This window comes from Motilimonas pumila (assembly GCF_003596335.1).
In the GTDB taxonomy this organism is placed as follows: Bacteria; Pseudomonadota; Gammaproteobacteria; order Enterobacterales; family CBDFNC01; genus Motilimonas; species Motilimonas pumila.
Genome location: NZ_QZCH01000015.1, coordinates 1 through 15747, shown reverse-complemented (window position 1 = coordinate 15747; position 15747 = coordinate 1). Strand labels below are relative to the sequence as shown.

Here is a 15747-nt window from a genome sequence, read left to right as displayed (position 1 = left end):
AGTCCTGTTTCAATGCTGTCCGCAGTACAGACGCCAAGCCACGTCATTCACCTTGGGCGGTGAGTTGCCTACTCGAGCAAGTCTTCCATGGCAAAGAGCTTGACGTAGTCTTGTCCTGGCGTCACGCTGATTTCAAAGCTAAGTACTTGACGACAAACCTCTTTAAGGTGGTCATCCATTTTACTGTCATCAAACTCGTCGACCAAAGCAATCAACTGCTCACTGCTGTGTTGGCCGGCTAACCCGTCTTCACACAACACATCGATAAAGCTGGCCACTAAACCATAGAGATCTTTTTCTGCATCGCCTTCTAATTGCCACAAGTTAGGATCTGCGTACTGCTGCGCATAGTTGCTGGCCGCAATATCCCAGCCTATGCCAAAGTTTACCAATACCGCTCGTACCTGATTGATGACGATGTTTTTGGGGCAAATAGCACCATGGAAAATGTCTAAACTGTGCAAGTACTGCAAGCCCGTTAATAACTGAGCGAACCAGCGAGCGCCTTGCCCTTCTTCTACTTGCTCGACTTCATCTAAACTGCAACCCGGGATCCAAGCTCGGGCGATATAGATGTCTTGGCTATCTCCCAATTGGCCAAACGCAATCACCCGCTCCGTGTGGGGGTGGTATAAATTTGATAAGCTGCGAAACAAGTTGCTGAGTTTAAACCATTGGGCATCAACATTGCGGTAAATAGACAACGCGCTGTCATAGCGGCCTTGAATATGGCGCGCTTTCCACAACTCAGTATCTTGAGTTTTGTTAAGTAGACGGCACAGTTTATAATGGTGATCGATGACCGCCCCTGCTTCGGCTTTGACTGAACCACTGTCAACATCTGGAAAACGGCGACGGTAGGCTATCACTGCGCCGATGTCTGAGCGCACCGTATCGAGGTCAACCTCATGACCCGCTGCAGCTTGCTTGAACCATTGCCGAATGCGCGGTTCAAGTACAGCTTTTGCAATAGGATAAAACAAGGCCGCAAATGCGGTAATATCTTCGGCGAATGACAAGCTGTCTTTGACGTCGATAAACTCCACCGCGCCATCTTCAGCAACAAATACGCAATTTGCGTCCCAACCTGCTACGGTCATGCCTCGGCGATGAATTTGCTGCAATGAAGAAACGCCACAACGCAAAATTTCTAACAGTTCATTGGCAGGCATATCGGCAATGTCTAACGCAGCAATGGCTTGCCCTTTTGGCATGCGCACCGGCAGCACTAAGCGCTCACCGTCTTGTATCAAGGGCGCGCAATAAGGCACGCCAGAACAGCCTGCAAGGGTCTGTAAGCGGTAAAACTCTTTTCGCAGTAAGTTTTCGTGGTGTTTTTGGCTGGCTTTGTCATCAAAAGAAGACGGCACAATGATTTTCAGCAACCAAGGTGCGCTCCAGTCTCCTGGGCTATATTGTGCTTGCCATACTTCCAGACCATGCTGTAAAAATAAGCACTTCTTTTTCTCAAAATCTTGAATGCGGTTATTACGCTGCTCAACCAAAGCGACTTGGCCAAGGGTATCCAACACCATTTGCTTTTGCTTGGCTGACACCGGGTATTTGCGCGGCGCGGTTAAGCCCCACTCCTTGGTCAACGCTGCAATAATCTGCTTAGGGGTGTAAATAGACAAGGCACCGTCGGTTTTTTCTAACTCGATTTCACTGCCCTTTCGCCCAGTGACAAACACCATGCCCTGACACCATGGCGCATACACCCCCACCGGAACCTTGTGCTTGATTTTGCCAGCCAGCACCCGTGCCACATAATTGGCCTTTGCGAGGCTGTTATCAACGTCACGCCCATCCAAAGCCCAAGCATGTTGGCCGGCTTCCAAACAACCAATATAGCCTTTTACGTCAACAACATATATTCCCCACTCACCGACTACTAACGCATCGACTTCTAGCGCTTGGCCCGAGGGGGTGGGGATCTCAATATTGGTTAACAAGGTATAATCGGCTGGCAGTTCTTCTGCCAGTAATTTAAAAGCCCAACGCTCAGCGTCATTTACCGCTTCGCCAAAGGCAATTAACTTCGCCATAGTCACAGCATCCATGTGTCAGAATAAAGCTTAATACTAACCAGTTTTGATATTTAATTAAGCCTTTTAGCGCTATTTTTTGAGCCTGACGCCACCTTGGTGAAATTATCAACGTGAAGGTAATTAAAGCCCTTCATAATTGAGAATATCTGCCACGCCCGGCAAGGTTAATGCACTCGCGACATAATCTCGGATAATACTCTGAGGCGTAACAATACTCAGGTCATTTTGCAGTCGTAAGCTGTAATGCAAAGTCGGCAACAAGATAAAATCTGCAAAGCTTAAACTGTCACCAGCAATGTATTTATGCTTGCTCAGCTGACGTTCAACAACAGCAACAACAGCAAGGGCGTCGGGCTTATTACGCATCATTCTGGCGAAATCAGGCTTTCCATTTTCACCCGTTGGCATCACCAGCTCTAATAAGTAGCGGCGAATAATACCACGGTCTATTTCTTTCGCGGCCAATAATGCCCATTGTAACTGCACCGCTTGCTGCTGGGGATCATCGGCAATAATACGTTGCTGTGGGTCTTGCAGTGCTAAGTATTGGCAAATGGCAACACTTTCTGCCAATACAAAATCGCCTTGCAGCAAAACCGGCATCCTACTAAAAGGGTGAATGGCTAAATGTTGCTCGCTTTTCCACTCGATATCTTTGCCTTGGTGTTGATGGCCAATCTGGTACGTGACGTCAGTGAATAAACACGCTAGCTCTACGCTGCGTACAAAATTACTAAACTGTTGTCCGTAAATCGTTACGTCGGTCATTATTTGCTCCTTAGAAAACCGTTTAACTTGACTCCAGATTATCTCGCGCCACAATATGTTCAAGATCATATTTTGACTTTTTATTGAGGTGGCAATTTTGGCTTGGGATCCCGCACATAAATCGCAAACGCGACAAAAAATCTTACGCAGCGCAGGTGAGCTTTTTACCCTTAAGGGCTTTAAGCAAGTTTCAATTAATGATGTCATGACCCATGCAGGGCTCACACGAGGCGCATTTTATGCCCACTTTGATAATAAGTCCGAGCTATACGCCGAAGCCATTGTGTTCGCGGCCAAAGACGCCAAAAACCAACGCTTAGGCCAAGCGCAATGTGATCAGGCCAGCGACACCATGGCCAAGTTGCTGCAAGCCTATATCAGTATAGAGCACGCTCAAAAGGCGCAATCTCCCTGCCCTTTAGCGTTCTTAATTTCAGACATCGGCATTTCGCAACCACAGGCGCAGGCCAGCTACGCTAAAGTATTACGGGGCTTAATTGAGCAATTAAGCAGCAGCTCTGGGCAATCAATGCAACAAAGTATGCAAGCAGCCATCGCCATGATTGGCGGCGTTGCACTCGCCCGCGCAACCGCGGATAGCGAACTGAGCCAACAATTGATTGACGCTGCGTTGGCAAGCGCCAAAAGCGCCATTAACGTATGAACACGCCCAAGTAGCTAGCTGTGTAGCATGGTCTCCATGCATGGATGGCAAGAAAAGATAAGGCGAATAATGAATAAGTAAAACTGATATATAAAATCAGTTTTACTTGGTAATAAAATTACCGCTTTATTGACCTAGACAGGGGTTTTTGACGCCCCATTTTGAAAACGGTAACTAAGCAACGAGCTAAACCAACAAAAAAGCCCCGATTTTCAATCGAGGCTTTGGCTGTTATTTTTCGCTAACTGATTAAATCAATTTAGGAATACCAGGTAGCATACCTACCGCAGCCATGGCTACAGTACAGATAACAAATGCCAGGCCAGGGACCACAATACGGTCAGTAAATGACAAGGTTTTGGCTCTGTCTTTGTCGCCAATCAGACCGTTATTGTCCAATAACATGGTCAATGCCCATGCAAATACTGGGTTAGCCACGAATGCTGCAAAGATACAAATACCCGCAGACTGACTGCACTTGGTGTCTTTCACCATTTGCATACCTGCTTCCAACAATGGCAAGAATACACCCACCAATAGCGCAATTGACATTACAGGACGCCACACGGTGATATCCATCGGATAGCCAATGATAGCCACTAAGATACACATTACACCCAGTAAGATGGCGCCGGCTGGAATAGGACGCTTCGCAATCGCCGCAGGGATCATGTAAGTACCCCAGCTTGAAGTAATGTTACCACCACCCACAGCGGTACCAACAATCTGACGGAAAGAACACGTGGTCATGGTATCGTCCACGTCCATCAGTACTTTTTCCGTCTTTCTTGGGTAGTTAAGCTCTTGGAAAATACGGTGACCTAAGAAATCAGGTGACCACATCGCAACCGCTAAAATCGCAAAAGGTAACGAGGCAATAAAGTGCTCCATGTTAGGTAACCCTAACATCCAACCTTCGTCGGTAGAGCCCCACCAGTACACTGGGTTAAGGTTTGGCAAGCCAGGTTCAGTGACAAACTTAAGGTCTAGACCTGCACCTAAACCAAGGGCAATCACGATTGCAGCAATCGAACATAAAGGAATGGCTAACCAACGCTTACCTATACGCGCTAAGTAAGCGTACACCACAATGTTCACAGCCAAGATAATAAAGGCGACGTGACTGAGGCTGTAATCGATCGCGTGCTTGGCTTCTAAGCCTGCAGACCAATCAAATAACGACGTGATTTGGCTCTTGGCCCCCATGAACCCGAGGAACACCAGCAAACCGCCCGCAACCCCCTCACTGGTGAGGTTAACCAGTTTTGAGCCGCCTTTAAAGTAAGCTAAGAGCAATCCGAAAATACCCAATAATATGGCCAGGGCAAGTGGGTGAGCACCGGCCAGAGCAATGGCGCTAATCAATGGGATCATTGGGCCGTGGTTGCCGCCTAAGTTAGCGCGAGGGTTGATAAAACCAGAACTGATAATACAAAACAGCAAAGCAGGGATCAGCATTTCAACACGTACTACTTCAATCGCAAACTCTGCGCCTAAGGTAACGTGATCCCATTTCTCGGTTAAGCCTGCGGCCCACGCCTGCATGACCGCGGAATACATAACGGTAATACCAATGGTGCCGGCAATAGCGGGGACTAGATCCTCCCACTCAAAACGAAAATCACGACCCGGTAAATTCAGAGCCCAACGCTTGGGTTCCATAATCTGCAGTTCGTGATCAAGATAATCTGAGCGACTCTTAAATTCAGAAGCCGGTCTGTGCCGCTCCTGGTAAGAGCTTCCTTGAGCCTCTTCAGGCTTTGCTGTATCAGTCATAACATCCTCGAGATATTTAAAGATAAAAACTGTACTATCGGTAACTAATTAAAGTATGTTGCTAGCTTAGTTGCAAAATCCTTTGCCGAACCGATATTAATAATGAGCAAGACTAAGGAGATAAGGTAAACTAGTTAAACCAGTTTTAGTTATTTAACTTATCAATTTTTCTTATATGAAGTTTTCTCTTAAACAAATCGCCATTTTTGACGCCATTGCCGATACTGGCAGCGTGAGTGCCGCCGCCACTCAGATAGCCATTAGCCAATCTGCTGCCAGTATGTCTCTACAACAACTTGAGCAACAATTAGGTACCAAACTGTTTGATAGGCAAGGGAAAAAGTTGGTTCTCAACTCATGGGGTCTATGGCTGAGGCCAAGAGCCAAAGCCTTACTTCATGACGTGCAGCAAATCGAACTGGGTTTAACTGGCAAAGATTTGCTCAGTGGCCAATTAAGTTTGGCTGCCAGCCAAACCGTCTCGGAAAGCTTGATCCCTCGGCTGATAAGCAACCTCGACGCCAACTTTCCTAAAATGCAGGTAGAACTGAGCATTCATAACAGCCAGCAAGTGATTCAAGACGTTCGCACCTTCAAGGTGGATCTCGGCATCATTGAAGGTCGCTGTGACGACAGCAAACTTGTACAAGAGCAGTGGTGCAAAGACGAACTCATCATCGTCGCGGCTTCTCATCATCCTTTTGCCAGCCAAGGGGAAGTTTCTTATCGTCAGCTTGAAGCAAGTCAATGGGTATTAAGAGAGTTAGGTTCAGGCACTCGAGACGTGTTCGACGCGGCTATTTCAGGAAAGCTAGAGCATTTAGACGTCATTAAGCAATACGATCATTTACCGACCTTGATAGCGTTAGTCAGTTCGGGCGCGTATTTGAGCTGCTTACCAGCGCGAAGCTGTGACTTTGCAATAAAACAAGGCCAGTTGAAGCAGTTGAAAGTAACCGGGCTCGACCTTACCCGTCATTTCTCGTTTATTTGGCATAAAGACATGGCAGAAGACCCACTGAAAGATTGCTTAATCAAAGAAGCAAAAAGATTAGCACGCTAGTACTTTTTTCTTTAGCTATACAATCCAATTACTGCCATGTATCAAAATAGTAATGATTAAACTAAGTAATCCAATAACATACCTTGTTGCTTATTTTCTGTTCCTTGGTTAAACCATGCTTGTGATTGCTGAGTAGAATACTGTTTAATTGCAAATTGCATCTCCACGACCAAATCATCGAGCTCTTGCTGCAAAGGCGCTAACATGGCCTCTTTGTCACCCGGCTTGATGTCGCGACTAAAACGGATCGCGTCTATTTCATCTTTGACGCGTTGCATGCCTTCAAGAATGGTTTCTTGCTTGGGCGGCTGAGTACTTTCGCTATCTTCGTCCTTGTCTTGTTCATCATCCTTGTCAGACACTTCCGGCAATGTCACGGCGCCACCCGGCAAAGACGGCAAGGTTTCAGCGGCAACGTCCTGCTGCTTGTCCTCTTCTAAAGTCGCTTGCTCTTTGTTGAGTTGGCTCAATGCGTATGCGTTATAATTGCCTAAGGAATCAATATTCATAATGTTTGACCGTAAAATGCTTCAATCCCATGTGCTGGCCAGACGCTGGTCATCACAACGTAGGCGGTTGCCTACGTTATTTGTTCAATGCATTTAATATGCCACTTATATCACTCTCAACAATTTAATTTTGATGTTATCAAGTAAGTTCTCTCTTACTTTTTCCCAGCAATTAAACGTTTTGCGCTAAATGCTTAATTAATAAAAGCTTGATACGCCCGTTATAAATACTTCCCCCTATTCTTTGGATGAGCTTTGCCTCGTAGACTTCTCGGTATTGTAAATATTTGGAAGCCAAACATGAGCAAACGTCTTGTCGCCATTGCCGTATTAGCCTTATCTACAGCCGCTTACGCCTTTGAACACCAGGGCAATGCATCGGTGCATATATACCATCAAGGGCACCAAGGGCATATGGTCGCCAGCATCGACATGAGTGAAGACGGCCACCAGCGCCTTTACACCATCATTGACTTTCCAGGCCGAGACAGCTGTCGTTTAGGCCAGGATGCCGGCTTGCCGAGTGTTGCTAAATTCAACGGTCAACACGTTAAAATGCACAGCTTTTGTAATCACAATGGTCAATACAGCTATATTTCCGCAACACCTGCCAGTCCTCAAGGCATTCAATACGTGGTCAATGAATTTAAACGTAAGTCGCAGGTGCAGATTGAGTTTGCTGATTTTAACGTCGTGATGCCAGCAGCAGGGTTTAACCGCGCTTGGGGCCATTATGGCGGTGACGCAATATAACCCTTTTACTTGTAAGTGAATAAATAAAGGGTAACTTATGCCTTTAATGCCAGTGTGTTACACTGAATGCGCATAAGCATGGTCACGAAAGGTTCGTTATTTGGCTGTTATCTCCCTCAAGCAACATGAAAAGTTGGCAATTAAGCTCAGCCATCGCACGCCTCAAGGTTGCAGCCGCCGGCTTGATCTGTACTTTTCTCTGCCCAAAGAGATGAGCATCAACAGCAATACGCTATCTGAACACGAATACTTCAATGCCGGCATCACGGGTCGCCGGGCTTATTACACTCAAGGCTTGCATCTGCCCTTATTGCATACGCGTTTTGCTAGCCGAATGAAGCGTGGTCCAGAAGAATATAAAACCAACCTCAACCAATTTGCTTACCAATACATAGTCGCGCTTGATACCGATATTAGCGAAGCACTGCAACTTGATGACAGCGAGCAGGGTTATTATTTTTATGACGCCGCCTTAGTGTTAAGTGCAAACAGTTTAAAAATATTGAAAAAAATGCGCCGAAACGCACCCGATGACGAAAAGCTACAAGCCTTGTTTGCCAACGTTGATAACTACCTATCTTGGTATAGTGAGCAAAGCTTACTGGCTATGCTGGCTAAAAAACCTCGCCAAAGCGAGTTCGCCGATGAGCGTGCAGAACTGCTGGCCATGTACCAACAAGAGCATGACTATCGTCTTAGTAAAAACTATAACTCGGCAGCTACGCTCAAAGACCCCAACCGTATCGCCAATAAAATGCGCTTATTGCGCCGGTTAATCGAGCATAGCGTAATTTTCCGGGAGCAAACCAAAGCCTTGGGCACCATTCGGCGCAAGTTGGTCACAGGGGTGGCCACCGCGTTACTGATGATGCTGATTCTGACCTTAATCATTGAGACTCGCGGTGCCTTGCACAACCTTACCGCGCTGATGATCGTTGCGTTAGCCGGTATTTATGGCGTACGAGAAGTGTTTAAAGATGATTTAAAAAACATGTTGTTGCGATGGATCAGCAAAGGCAAACCTAAGTGGTCGAGACAACTCAAAGACAGCTTAAGTAAAGCGGACATTGCTCAACAGCTGGTGTGGCTTGATTACATCAGCTCCAAGCAATTACCCGCCAAAGCCAAAGAGTTACTGGCCAGGCGTCATAGTCAAAACAAACAAAGTGCGCAATTGCTGCATTACCGCAATGAAACCCGTGTCAGTCGCAAGCAAAAATTTCAAGCCGGGTATGAAACCATAGAAGAAACCTTAATTTTCAGCTTGCGGCCGTTGGCCCGGTATATCGAACGCGGCAGCGGCAAAGTGTACGACCAAAATAATCAACGTATTCATAAAACCACCATAGAGCGACGCTATCAGCTGAATATCGTCGTGGCGATGGATCAAGGTAGCACCCACGAAAGCTTTCAACGTTTCAAAGTCACCTTAAGCCGATCCGGCATCGTCGACATAGAACAAGCACGCACGCCTTCAGCCTGGTCGAAAAGCCAATAGCGATAGAGTCACTGTAGGTTTTTAGACTAGCATACTTGGTATTTTGGCCATCCTTATCTTCCACCGCAACAAACCAGCATTTGATAACCAGCAGCAAACTTTATGAGCGCAGTTTTAAGCTAAAGAGGGTATTGTTTTTGACCAATTTTTGATATTATCGCCACGCTTTATAGTTAAAGCTAGAGGTTAAAAATGACTTAGCCTTACGCAAGAAGTAGCATGGATAGACAATGACAAATTTAAAACCAAGCATCATCGCATTGACTTGCGCTTTTGCTATCACAGCATGTGGAGGTGGCTCTAGCAGTAATGATTCAACTCCAACGGAAACGCCACTCCCGACGCCGACAACCGCTCCTGAATTAACCGAGCAAGTGCTCAATATTACTGTTATCGATGGCTACCTTAATGGTGCGCAAGTATGGCTAGATCTCAACAATAACTCGGTCCTTGACGCCGGTGAGCCAAACACCTTCTCTAGTGAAGGAGGCATCGCTCAGTTAGTCATCACGGGCATTGAGAATGTGCAACAATTTCCAATTGTAGCCAAAGCCATTGGCGGACAAACGATAGACGAAGATACCAACCTGGCAGTTGCTACCGACTTTTTGTTAACCGCGCCTGCTGGAAACTACCTTCTCACTCCTATTACCACGCTGATCCAACAAGGCATCAAACAAGGCTTGAGTATCGAAGAAGCAAGTTTGCAAGTTGCCTCTCAGCTCCAACTGCCGTTAGAGCAATTGTCTCTTGATTATATAGCCCTAGAATTAAACGACGTTGCAACCGTTGCGAGAACACTCATTCGCCTTGGTATTATTCCTAGCACCTCAGCTCAAGCAGAATCAGAGCAATGGCAGAATAAGCACCAAACAACTTTAACAAAAGTTGGATCATTGATAGCGGAAGTAAAGTCATCGCCTACAAATATTAGCTTCAAACAAAAGACCATCATCATCAATCAGGATGGACAGCCAGAACTGAAAGATGATCAGGACGGCGATGGCCGCTGGGATTACTACGATGAAAATGATCAATTATATAGCGTAGATAACCCACCCAGCGTGTGGCCGGATCAAGCAGATAGGCACCCAACAGAAGCAGATGCTTGCTCCCATGATACTTGGAATGGCAACAACTGGAATGAATTAAAATGGAATTAATCAAGGATAGTTTAGAAATGAAAACTGCATTCAATAAGATGGTTTTAGCAATGAGCTTTGCAAGCTTTTCAAGCCTTGCACTTGCTGCTGAAAATGTGCCTTACGAATTTAAACCAGGTACGCCGGCAAAAGCAGATGAAGTAAACGCCAATTTTAATCACAATACCGCTCTTGCTAAAGAAGCATTAGCCATCGCTAAAGCTAATACAGGGTCGAATGGCGCGTTAGCAGCAGACAAAACGGTTCCCCTAGATTGCGCCGCCAATGCTTATGCACTTAAAGATCAAGTAAACCTTAGCCACGGCGCCCTTAATGTTAACTACCTTATTACCGGTGCCTGTCATGGCCCAATCGCGATCCGCCGTGATGGAGTAAGTATTACGGGTGACGGTAGCATAGTATTTGATTCAGCATCGGCAGATTCAGCACTGACAGGCCTTATCACCGCTTGGTCAGTTAATAGGTTGACAGTTAAAGGCGTGACCTTAGAAACCGCAGGCAGTGAGCTTGCGGGTGTTGCCGCTCATAGTTCAGGTGTTGCTCTCGAAAACCTCACTGCAACGTCTATTACTGCTAGAGCAAACAGTAGTATTCAGCTTGTTGCCGGAACAACGCTTTCTTCTGCACTTATCGCCAGCAGTTCAGCACTGACCAACACCGTGCCTTTAGGGCATTCTATTCAAAGCCTTACGGTATTAGATACGTCTTCTGTAGTACTTGAGGGTGTGACAATTACAAATTTGGTTGAAGCATACGGTAACGCAACCGTCATGCTCTCTGAAAGCTCTGTAGCCGCTTTGTCTTCAGGTGGAAATGCTATCATCAGCGTTTATGGTGGCAGCATCTCAGGTCCATATAACTTATGGAGTCGTTCTATGCTCGACAGCAGAGACACCACAATTCAGAACTGGTCAACCACAAGTGATGTTGGCTTAGCTGCCTCATATGGAGGCAAAAACATGACTATTGATGGCGAATATCGAGACGGATGGGGCTGGGGCAATGACAATATAGTAAATGCCCAGTATCAATTCGATAGTTTGAATAACCGGGTGAATACGTTAGAAGCAGCTAAATAAACTATCGTAAAATGCCTGCGCATAAGTCTCATGAGGCTTGTGCGCAGTGATACAGCAATTCTATCCTCCTCAAGTAACTCAATTCTCTAACTTTGACCTGACACAGGGTTTTTACGCCATAAACTGCTAGTGTTGATTTATCTCTTTATGAATGAGGAAACATAATGAAAGGCGCAGAGCTTATTTCCCCTGAGTTAGTAAATGACTTTAAAATTCTGTCTTGTTTCAACACTGATAACCACGAACAAGGTATCAAAATTCACAGTGAATGTGCCCCAGAGTTGATAGATGCTGCCAAGCGATTATTTGATAAAGGCTTGATTACCCGTGACGATGGTGGCTATTTAACCGATATCGGAGCCAAAACGGCCGAGGATCTCGAAGCACTACTGATCAAATTAAGATAACCTGTCCACCTAGTCGCCCTGAGCCCAAAGCTTAGGGCAAATTAAACGCACTCGTTCTTTTCACTTCACTTTGTCGTCGTAACTGATTGAGTTGCCTATTTTCCCCCTTCTTGTTTACACTTTACACTTCCACCTCTCTAGGCCAGCATGACGCAAGGAATCACAGTGACAGTGTTACGCCGTATCGCACTCGCATTGAGTTTAGTTTGCTGCCACAACGCGGCTGCAAGCGTATTTGATCAAATGATCGACCCACAAGACGGTCAGCTCGACATGAGCCAGTGGATCCTCAACAATGCACACGGTTTTATGCCGGTGCCGTTTCTGATTACCGACCCTGCTGTTGGCACTGGCGGCGGGGTGGCGTTAATCTTTTTCCACGAAACCCAAGAACAAAAAGACTACCGCTTGGCAAACCCGACTAAACAGGGGCATATCCCTCCCAGCGTCTCGGGAGTCGTAGCAGGAGGTACCGACAATGGCTCTCGCCTGGCTGGCGTGTTTCATGCGGGTAATTGGCAGCAAGACAGCATTCGTTATATTGGCGCGTTATTTTCAACTTCATTTAACCTGAAGTATTACCCCGAGCAGCGACCAGAGCCGAACAAATTCAATATTGAAGGTTTATTCTTTTACCAAGACATTGACCTGAGAATTAAAGACAGCGGTTTTTTTGTAGGGGCCAACTACACCTTTCTCGACACCGATACCCAATTCGATTTGTCTGATAACTTACCTGGCATCGATCCTTTCAGCCTCGACAGTCAGGATGCCTCACTAGGACTCAAACTCAGTTATGACAGCCTCAATAACAAGTTTTCTCCCAGTCAAGGCATTAAGGCTAAGCTGGAGACCAAATGGCACCACCCGAACCTTGGCGGCGACTTTGATTATCGAGAAATCAACGCATTAATTTTTCACTATCAAAAACTCAATCACGATTGGGGGTTAGCACTCAGGGGCGACGCTAAAGCCGTAAGTGATGACGCGCCATATTATGCCAAACCTTTTATTAACCTGCGCGGCATTCCAGCTATGCGTTATCAAGCGGAGCAAACCGCGCTCGCGGAATTTGAATTGAGTTACGCCTTGGCGCCACGCTGGGCACTTTTAGGCTTTGCCGGTAGCGGCAAAGCAATAGCAGAAAGCAGTAACTTTGCCGACAGTAAATGGCGCAGCGCAGCAGGCATGGGCTTTCGTTACCTCATTGCCAATAAACTGGGTTTATTGACGGGCTTAGATTTAGCAAAAGGACCTGAAGAATGGGCCTTATATATTCAATTTGGCACTGCTTGGCGCTAAGCTGGACGTTAATGATCTAAAAACGTCTGCCCACGTACCTCTACTACGCCCAAAACAAGGTAATCGTATTCATGAAAAAACTCTTACGCCTTTGCAGTACTTTTGCGCTTAGTTCATTAATGCTAGCTTGCACTGGCTTACCAGAAGGTGTCACCCCGGTTAGCAATTTTGATAGCCAACAATACTTGGGAAAATGGTATGAAGTTGCCCGGTTAGACCACTCTTTTGAGCGCGGCATGAGCCACGTAACCGCCACTTATAGTATGCGAGAGGACGGCGGTATCAGGGTACTAAACCAAGGTTACGCGCAAGATGACAGAAAATGGCAGCAAGCTGAGGGCAAAGCTTACTTTGTTGATAACGAAGACACCGGTCACCTGAAAGTTTCCTTCTTTGGTCCATTTTACGGCAGTTACGCAGTATTTGATTTGGAAAAAGACTATCAATATGCCTTTATTGCCGGTAACACCACTTCTTATCTCTGGCTATTAGCCCGCTCGCCACAAGTCAGTGAAGCGGTGAAACAAGACTTTATTCAACAAGCCACACAATTGGGTTTTGCTACCGAAGAAATTATTTGGGTAGACCAAAACCAACCTGCGCCGCAATAACGCCGCAGATTATTACGCCGGGCACCCTTCTAATTTATAAATGGCAAAGCCCTGGCGTTTCACTTCATCAGCAAACTGCGGCAAACTCGCCGAAGAGTAGCAAAACGCATACACGCTGCCACTGTATGTGGTAAGGCTGTATTTGTCTAATGGAGCCACACACTGAATTGCAAGACAATACTTGTCAGCTCAATGAGGTGAATGATGACTCAGAAAAGAGCTGATAAACGCTACTCGATAGAATTTAAAGAAGAAGCGGTAACTTTAGTGCGGGAACAAGGTTATATAACTTACGGCAACGAGGCCAAGGTCTGGTATTACACAATGACAGAGGCTCTTAATACTCGAGTAAGCAATATCGTAAGTTGCTACAAGCGTATGGCATGCGAACCATTATGGGGGATGCTGGAGCTTGCTGGAATAATGCTGTAGTTAAACGCTTCTTCGAACGCTTAAAGCATGACTGGCTATTGAAGGTTCATCAGCCAACCCGATAGCACATGAAGAAAGGCTTCATTCGGCGAATGATAATATCTCGCCGGTTAGATATGAAAATTATCTAAAGGAGGTGTGGTTGGAATTGACCAAAACACTTTGTTGAGCGCGGGCCAAACTCGCCACTCAGTAATCTTAACGCCATTGCTTTTCCATTACAGGAACAAAGCTACCTACAGGCAAATTTTCACCAACTTCATAACCTACCAGGTATGACGAAATACAGACATTAGCTTCATAATTCAGTGAGTTAAATGTCATTTCACCTTCTTCTAAGTCAAGCTTTTTAGTCCGCCCACGAGAACGGGAAGGAATAGACATTAATTTTTTCTGCTCTGCTTTTAACTGCTCATCATTCAAATGCCTGTAGTGCTTTTCACAATACCCCTGTGTGCCTCTCGGTGGGGTATCGGCAAAAATACCGGTGCCATTTCTCGCATCTTGTTTATGCAACATGGGGCAAAGCATGCTTTTATTGCCTTTACACGCCGCTTTAATCTTGCCTTCAATGGCTTGATCATACTTAAGCTGATAAGGATCAATGTAAGGCTTTATATCTTTCATCGCAGCTTGAGCTAGGCTAGGCAATAACAATGCCCCTAAGAGTAGTGATTTCATCTTCATCCCTAAAAGTTTGAAAAACTTAATGTGTTGTCTGGTACGTAAGCCGGTGCGCTATACTCAGCATCTAACCGCTCAACTTCTTCCTGCCAAGCTATAGCCTCTTTTGCATTCACATCATTGGCTAACTGATTATCGTGTTGCAGCATGATATTCATTTGACAATTTAACAGATTGACTTTATTAAACAAAGCTGTATTTAGCACCATCATACATGATTGCCAACTCGCTGTTGTCTAGCGTTCATATCATTAAAGCCCTCGGGAGCTTTAGACTGTGCCGCGCTCAATTGTGATTTTCTGTAACCATCCGAAGGTATTGATTGTGTCAATCCGGCAGCATCTTAAGCTGGGATACCCGCTGACACATTCGTAGCAGATAAAGACAACACCCCTGATAAAAAATACGCTCCCTGTTAGGACCTTCCCTTATTGACCTATTTAACTACAAGGTAGGTCGGTACTGCAAGGTGGGATTGTTAAGTTTCGCTCAATGATGTTTTTCTTTGACAGTTTAAAAACCGCATTATCATTTAGCTCTGAATGCTTTGTAATGTGTCCGTTGCACAAGTGCTCAACAAAACCACAAAGCTTAAGAGTAATTTCATGGTCACGGCCCCTTTGTGAATGAAACAAGCTTACTGTTATCATCGACAATCAAATAACTTTATTCACCAATTAAAACTAGCTAGAGCATCGAATATAGTCATCGCCAATACTGGTCAGCCATTGCCTAGCACAAGCGATCGCACGCTGTTCATCTTTTTCAGGCAGCAATACATCAAAATGTAAAATACGCCCGCTGCCACTGTATGAAAATGTATCAAAAACATGCAACGTCATTACGCTATCCTTATCTGTCATAAATCTTGCTTCATTTACCCTAAAGTAAGATGTGCCTGCGGCATTTAATAGGCGTTGTTGATCAAATAGTTTTCAGTGCGACAAAGGCTCATGCTGTTCACATTTCAGACCGCTGATTTTCTTTCAG

The 15747-nt window shown here is 45.6% G+C and carries 17 protein-coding genes and 1 pseudogene; 10 read left to right on the top strand and 8 right to left on the bottom strand.

Translation table 11 applies throughout. The features are described 5' to 3' along the window. Positions 1-68: 68 nt before the first annotated feature. Together D1Z90_RS12090 and D1Z90_RS12085 are read right to left on the bottom strand one after the other, a co-directional pair. Positions 69-2045, bottom strand: coding sequence for an NERD domain-containing protein kinase family protein (locus D1Z90_RS12090; protein ID WP_119911028.1), 1977 nt, complete (start codon positions 2043-2045; stop codon positions 69-71). 123 nt (positions 2046-2168) lie between these two features. Then, the gene (locus D1Z90_RS12085) at positions 2169-2816 is read right to left on the bottom strand and encodes a glutathione S-transferase family protein (protein ID WP_158587123.1); all 648 of its coding nucleotides are present in this window, start codon (positions 2814-2816) and stop codon (positions 2169-2171) included. 97 nt (positions 2817-2913) lie between these two features. Between D1Z90_RS12085 and D1Z90_RS12080 the strand changes: the two genes are divergently transcribed. Further along, positions 2914-3480, top strand: a complete 567-nt coding sequence (locus D1Z90_RS12080; protein WP_158587122.1) for a TetR/AcrR family transcriptional regulator — start codon at positions 2914-2916, stop codon at positions 3478-3480. A gap of 249 nt (positions 3481-3729) precedes the next feature. Here D1Z90_RS12080 and D1Z90_RS12075 read toward each other — a convergent pair whose 3' ends face one another. Then, a complete protein-coding gene (locus D1Z90_RS12075; protein ID WP_119911025.1) occupies positions 3730-5256 on the bottom strand; it encodes a DUF3360 family protein in 1527 nt (508 codons plus the stop codon). A 175-nt stretch (positions 5257-5431) separates the two neighbouring features. On the opposite strand from D1Z90_RS12075, the gene D1Z90_RS12070 reads away from it, so the two are divergent. After that, on the top strand, positions 5432-6319 hold the full coding sequence (locus D1Z90_RS12070; RefSeq protein WP_119911024.1) for a LysR substrate-binding domain-containing protein: 888 nt from the start codon (positions 5432-5434) through the stop codon (positions 6317-6319). Positions 6320-6375: 56 nt separating this feature from the next. On the opposite strand, the gene D1Z90_RS12065 is transcribed toward D1Z90_RS12070, so the two are convergent. After that, entirely contained in the window at positions 6376-6828 is a 453-nt protein-coding gene (locus tag D1Z90_RS12065) for a hypothetical protein (RefSeq protein ID WP_119911023.1), read from the bottom strand. Between the two features lie 300 nt (positions 6829-7128). On the opposite strand from D1Z90_RS12065, the gene D1Z90_RS12060 reads away from it, so the two are divergent. The 7 genes from D1Z90_RS12060 to D1Z90_RS12030 all read left to right on the top strand — a co-directional run bounded on the left by D1Z90_RS12060 (position 7129) and on the right by D1Z90_RS12030 (position 13641). After that, the gene (locus tag D1Z90_RS12060; RefSeq protein ID WP_119911022.1) at positions 7129-7581 is read left to right on the top strand and encodes a hypothetical protein; all 453 of its coding nucleotides are present in this window, start codon (positions 7129-7131) and stop codon (positions 7579-7581) included. Between the two features lie 100 nt (positions 7582-7681). Beyond that, positions 7682-9079, top strand: coding sequence for a hypothetical protein (locus tag D1Z90_RS12055; protein WP_119911021.1), 1398 nt, complete (start codon positions 7682-7684; stop codon positions 9077-9079). A 230-nt stretch (positions 9080-9309) separates the two neighbouring features. Next, positions 9310-10242: a hypothetical protein gene (locus D1Z90_RS12050; RefSeq protein ID WP_119911020.1), complete on the top strand. Its 933-nt coding sequence runs from the start codon at positions 9310-9312 to the stop codon at positions 10240-10242. 17 nt (positions 10243-10259) lie between these two features. Next, the gene (locus tag D1Z90_RS12045; RefSeq protein ID WP_147378761.1) at positions 10260-11321 is read left to right on the top strand and encodes a hypothetical protein; all 1062 of its coding nucleotides are present in this window, start codon (positions 10260-10262) and stop codon (positions 11319-11321) included. A gap of 164 nt (positions 11322-11485) precedes the next feature. Beyond that, positions 11486-11728: a TIGR02647 family protein gene (locus D1Z90_RS12040; RefSeq protein ID WP_119911018.1), complete on the top strand. Its 243-nt coding sequence runs from the start codon at positions 11486-11488 to the stop codon at positions 11726-11728. Positions 11729-11893: 165 nt separating this feature from the next. Further along, a complete protein-coding gene (locus tag D1Z90_RS12035) occupies positions 11894-13030 on the top strand; it encodes a BamA/TamA family outer membrane protein (RefSeq protein WP_232525252.1) in 1137 nt (378 codons plus the stop codon). A gap of 71 nt (positions 13031-13101) precedes the next feature. Next, positions 13102-13641 carry a lipocalin family protein gene (locus tag D1Z90_RS12030; protein WP_119911016.1) on the top strand — a complete coding sequence of 180 codons (540 nt, stop codon included), beginning with the start codon at positions 13102-13104 and terminating at the stop codon, positions 13639-13641. 12 nt (positions 13642-13653) lie between these two features. Here the strand turns inward: D1Z90_RS12030 and D1Z90_RS21310 are convergent, their stop codons facing one another. Further along, positions 13654-13800: a hypothetical protein gene (locus tag D1Z90_RS21310; RefSeq protein ID WP_158587121.1), complete on the bottom strand. Its 147-nt coding sequence runs from the start codon at positions 13798-13800 to the stop codon at positions 13654-13656. 119 nt (positions 13801-13919) lie between these two features. On the opposite strand from D1Z90_RS21310, the pseudogene D1Z90_RS21720 reads away from it, so the two are divergent. Then, positions 13920-14242 (top strand): annotated as a pseudogene (locus D1Z90_RS21720) (hypothetical protein); the annotation flags it as partial. A 29-nt stretch (positions 14243-14271) separates the two neighbouring features. On the opposite strand, the gene D1Z90_RS12020 reads toward D1Z90_RS21720, so the two are convergent. The 3 genes from D1Z90_RS12020 to D1Z90_RS12010 all read right to left on the bottom strand — a co-directional run bounded on the left by D1Z90_RS12020 (position 14272) and on the right by D1Z90_RS12010 (position 15599). Next, positions 14272-14754: a hypothetical protein gene (locus tag D1Z90_RS12020; protein WP_119911014.1), complete on the bottom strand. Its 483-nt coding sequence runs from the start codon at positions 14752-14754 to the stop codon at positions 14272-14274. Positions 14755-14762: 8 nt separating this feature from the next. Then, positions 14763-14906, bottom strand: coding sequence for a hypothetical protein (locus D1Z90_RS21305; protein WP_158587120.1), 144 nt, complete (start codon positions 14904-14906; stop codon positions 14763-14765). Between the two features lie 534 nt (positions 14907-15440). Next, the gene (locus D1Z90_RS12010) at positions 15441-15599 is read right to left on the bottom strand and encodes a DUF2024 family protein (protein ID WP_158587119.1); all 159 of its coding nucleotides are present in this window, start codon (positions 15597-15599) and stop codon (positions 15441-15443) included. Positions 15600-15747: the final 148 nt, after the last annotated feature.